The sequence below is a fragment of the Leptodesmis sp. genome (genome assembly GCF_052746595.1).
Map to the genome: position 1 here is coordinate 1 of NZ_JBRAGO010000189.1, position 3,593 is coordinate 3,593.

Annotated in this window: 5 protein-coding genes and 1 pseudogene; all 6 read right to left on the reverse strand. The window is 52.2% G+C overall.

Going from position 1 to position 3,593, the window contains the following annotated elements; all coding sequences use genetic code 11:
• The coding region (locus ACUVQO_RS22775) for a F0F1 ATP synthase subunit gamma (RefSeq protein ID WP_445928108.1) at positions 1-866 on the reverse strand (866 nt) is incomplete at its 3' end.
• Positions 867-883: 17 nt separating this feature from the next.
• Positions 884-1,267: pseudogene (locus tag ACUVQO_RS22780) on the reverse strand (F0F1 ATP synthase subunit alpha); the annotation flags it as partial.
• 15 nt (positions 1,268-1,282) lie between these two features.
• Entirely contained in the window at positions 1,283-2,455 is a 1,173-nt protein-coding gene (locus tag ACUVQO_RS22785; protein ID WP_445928109.1) for a F0F1 ATP synthase subunit alpha, read from the reverse strand.
• Positions 2,415-2,951, reverse strand: coding sequence for a hypothetical protein (locus tag ACUVQO_RS22790; RefSeq protein ID WP_445928110.1), 537 nt, complete (start codon positions 2,949-2,951; stop codon positions 2,415-2,417). The genes ACUVQO_RS22785 and ACUVQO_RS22790 overlap by 41 nt, the downstream gene beginning before the upstream one ends.
• Before the next feature lie 81 nt (positions 2,952-3,032).
• Positions 3,033-3,224 carry a F0F1 ATP synthase subunit B family protein gene (locus ACUVQO_RS22795; RefSeq protein WP_445928111.1) on the reverse strand — a complete coding sequence of 64 codons (192 nt, stop codon included), beginning with the start codon at positions 3,222-3,224 and terminating at the stop codon, positions 3,033-3,035.
• Positions 3,225-3,238: 14 nt separating this feature from the next.
• On the reverse strand, positions 3,239-3,508 hold the full coding sequence (locus ACUVQO_RS22800; protein WP_445928112.1) for a F0F1 ATP synthase subunit C: 270 nt from the start codon (positions 3,506-3,508) through the stop codon (positions 3,239-3,241).
• Between the last annotated feature and the right edge of the window lie 85 nt (positions 3,509-3,593).

A 3,593-nucleotide genomic window follows, 5' to 3' on the forward strand; every position in this document is an offset into this window, starting at 1 on the left:
AGAACCGTCAGACGTTCTTCAATATTTTTTTCAGCCGACTGCATTGCTGCCAGTCGGGCTGCATTTTCACTGGCCAAAGATTCAACGGTGGCTCGATACAGTGCAATAAACAAGTACTGACGAATCAACCTGGAAAATAATGGCTCCCAATCCATACTCAAGCTGGGTTGTGCAGCGGAGTTCCAGGGGCGTTGTTCGAGTTGATGAAGCCAAGAAAGATCAAGCGGTAAAAGTTGCAGACTGAATGGTTGATAGGCAGTCGTGGACAGATGTTGGTTGTAGAACAAGAGGATATGTTCTACGTATGGATGGGGCATTTCCGTCATCTCATCGGATGTAGATGTGACTGGGTGGGACTGCTGGCGAAAGCGCCACTGCTCAATGGTCAACAATAGGTTTTGGATTAACTGAAGACTACCTGCGAGGGAACTGGGTAGAGAAAATGTCGTTTGGATCGGCTGGTGTGCTGTTTCCAGGTACGGGATCAGCCGTGCCCCAACCGCTGCTACCAGACGGCGATCGCGCGAAATTTGGTGGTGCTGGAGTTGCCCCAGTGCATAGTTAACGATTTGCTCGTTAAATGATCCGCATAAGCCATGACCGGAACCCAATAAAATGACCCCAACTAATCCATGATGTTTTGGCATTGTGGTGAAAGGAAAACCCGTCTGGGTTTCAGAAAAATGGCGGTGATGCAGCAGTGCTTGCAGTCCCAGTTCAATCGTGTGGTTGTAGTCAGTGAGGGATATTCTTGCTTGTTCATACTGGCGAATGTACACCATTGACAGAGCTTTCATCGTTCTGACAACAGCGCGTAAATCTTCAATGCTATGGATTTGGGTTTGAAGGGTTTCAAGGGTTTGCATGGGAGAGGAGATAGCGTTTAGGATGGGGCGCTGGCGTAGCTTCCCAGAGTAGGAATCGTCCTTGAGAGGGTGTGCATGAGGGTATCGCGATCGCCCTGGGTCAACAGACTGCCGCTGTAGATGCGATCGCGCACCTCCGATAATTGCTGAGTCACGGTCTGAGCAATGTGGTGTTCTACTTCCTTCAGTTGCTCAATCGGAACAGAATCGAATAGTCCGTTGGTGACGGCAAAGAGAATGGCGATTTGTTCGGCAGCAGCCAGAGGTTGGGATTGGTGTTGCTTCAATATTTCCCGGATACGGCGACCACGATCGAGGGTCTGTTGGGTGGGTTCATCGAGTTGGGTGCCAAAGCGGGCAAAGACTTCAACTTCTTGAAATTGAGCATAGGAGAGGCGGAGATCGCCCGCAACCGCCTAGTAAGCCGGGAGTTGAGTTTTGCCCCCTACCCGCGAAACCGACTTCCCCACGTCAATCGCTGGAAAAATACTCTTCTGAAACAGATCGGGCGAGAGATAGATTTGACCATCAGTGATGGGAATCAAATTGGTGGGGATATAGGCGGATATATTCTGGGCTTGGGTTTCGATAATGGGCAGTGCCGTCAGAGACCCACCTCCCAAGTCCGGAGACAGGTGAGTGGCGCGTTCCAATAAGCGAGAGTGGATGTAGAAGATATCGCCGGGATAGGCTTCACGACCGGGCGGGCAACGCAGCAGCAGCGAGAGTTCGCGGTAGGTGCGGGCATGGTGGGTGAGGTCGTCGTAGACAATCAGCACATCGCGCCCTTGCTCCATGAAGTACTCGGCCATCGTGGTCGCGCCATAGGGGGTAATATATTGCAGCCCCAAGGGATCCTGTCCGGCGGCTACCACCACAATTGTGTACGCCATTGCGCCCTGTTCTCGTAGAGTGGCAGTGACCTTGGCGATCGCCGCCGATCGTTGTCCGATCGCACAATAAATGCAAATCACATCCTGATCTTTCTGGTTGAGGATGGTATCAATCGCGATCGCCGTTTTCCCAGTTTGGCGATCGCCAATAATCAATTCTCGCTGTCCCCGACCAATGGGAATCAGGGCATCCACCACTTTGAGTCCCGTTTGCAGCGGCACCGTGACAGGAGCGCGATCGAGAATGGCGGGGGCTTCTTGCTCCACCGGACGACGCTCTGCGATATCGAGGGCACCCCGACCATCTAGCGGCTGTCCCATCACGGTGACGACGCGCCCTAGCAATGCTTCCCCCACAGGAACATCCATCACTCGTCCAGTGCGGTAGACTTCATCTCCGGCTTGCAGGTATTGACTGTCTCCCAGCAGAATCACACCAACCTCCTCTGGGTCGAGGTTAAAGGCAATGCCTAACAAGGGTGAGACCCCTGCTCCAATTCCTGCTTTTGGGAAGCATACCAGTTCATCCGCTTGCACTCCAGGTAAACCTGTGACGCGGGCAATTCCTGGTCTGACCGACTGAACCACGCCCGTCTCACGAAGTGTCAGATTAGCTTGATATTGACTGAGAACTTGAGCAATCAGGTCACAAGCATCAGAGCAAGCAACCTGCACCTGCTGAGAAATGCGGTTCATAGTGGGATGTCTCTTTCTGTATTAAGGCGTTGGATAGCCGTTGCTCTAGCGTTTGTAAGTAGGTGTCGAAGCTCCAGACAATTTCCTGTCCAGCGAGTTTGATTTCAATGCCGCAGAACAGGTCAGACGTGGTGACAAATTCAATCAGTTGAGGGATCTCACACTGCGTGCGAAGGGCTTCTGTTACCTGCTGACATCGATCGGGATGAAGTTCAAAACTGCTCCGGATCAGGATGGGTTGATTGGTTTGAGAGAGTGTCTGGGCGATCGCCTGCTGTTGCGAACTATCTAAATGGTGCAGGCGATCGCAAAAAACCTGCACCAGTTGCGCTTCCAAATCCGCATTTGCCAGATCTTTTAATGCTTGACGGGCAATTGCGTAGGTTTGGTGAATCACGTTTTGGCGCAGGGTTCGCAGAAAAGCCTCCTGTTCCTGCTGCAACTCTGCCTGCCATGCGGTACGCTGGTCAGCGATCGCTTGCCGCACCTGTCCCAACAGCCGTTGCCGTTCCTGATCCGCCGCGAGCCTTGCCTCTGCCTGCCATGTTGCCTGGTGCTGTTGCAGTTCCTGCTGCTGTTATCGATAGGTCGCTAGAGCTTGTTGTGCCTCTGCCTGCAAGCGTTCTGCTTCTTGCCACCGCTCCGCAATCAGAGTTTGGCGTTTCTGCATCACCTTGAGAATCGGTTGATAGAGAAACCACTGCAGCAGGGCAACTAGAATCAGAAAGTTCAGCACCTGGGCAAAGACGGTAAACCAGTTAATTAACACGTTAGTTTCCCAAATTATTTTCCCAAAAAATGATTCCAGAATGGATTCACAAACAGCAAAATCATTGATACGACTAAGCAATAAATCGCGGTCGATTCCACCATGGCCAACCCGACAAATAGAGTGCGGGTAATGACATTTGCTTTGTCCGGTTGCTGGGCGATCGCCCCCAGTGCTCGTGCCACTGCCCAACCTTCTCCGAGCGCTGGGCCAATTGAGCCAATGGCGATCGTCAGTCCAGCCATTACCATCGCCACTGCACCCATGACGGCTAAATCACTCATAAATTATTCTCCTGTGTAGAAACATGATGAGTTTGTTGCTGGACACTACCTAAATCCGTCGCAGTGCTCCGCCCATAGCCGCAGG

Bases quoted from the DNA above. Each gene is read 5' to 3' on its own strand.
- ACUVQO_RS22785 (WP_445928109.1), bottom strand. From the start codon at position 2,455: ATGAACCGCATTTCTCAGCAGGTGCAGGTTGCTTGCTCTGATGCTTGT.
- ACUVQO_RS22800 (WP_445928112.1), bottom strand. From the start codon at position 3,508: ATGAGTGATTTAGCCGTCATGGGTGCAGTGGCGATGGTAATGGCTGGA.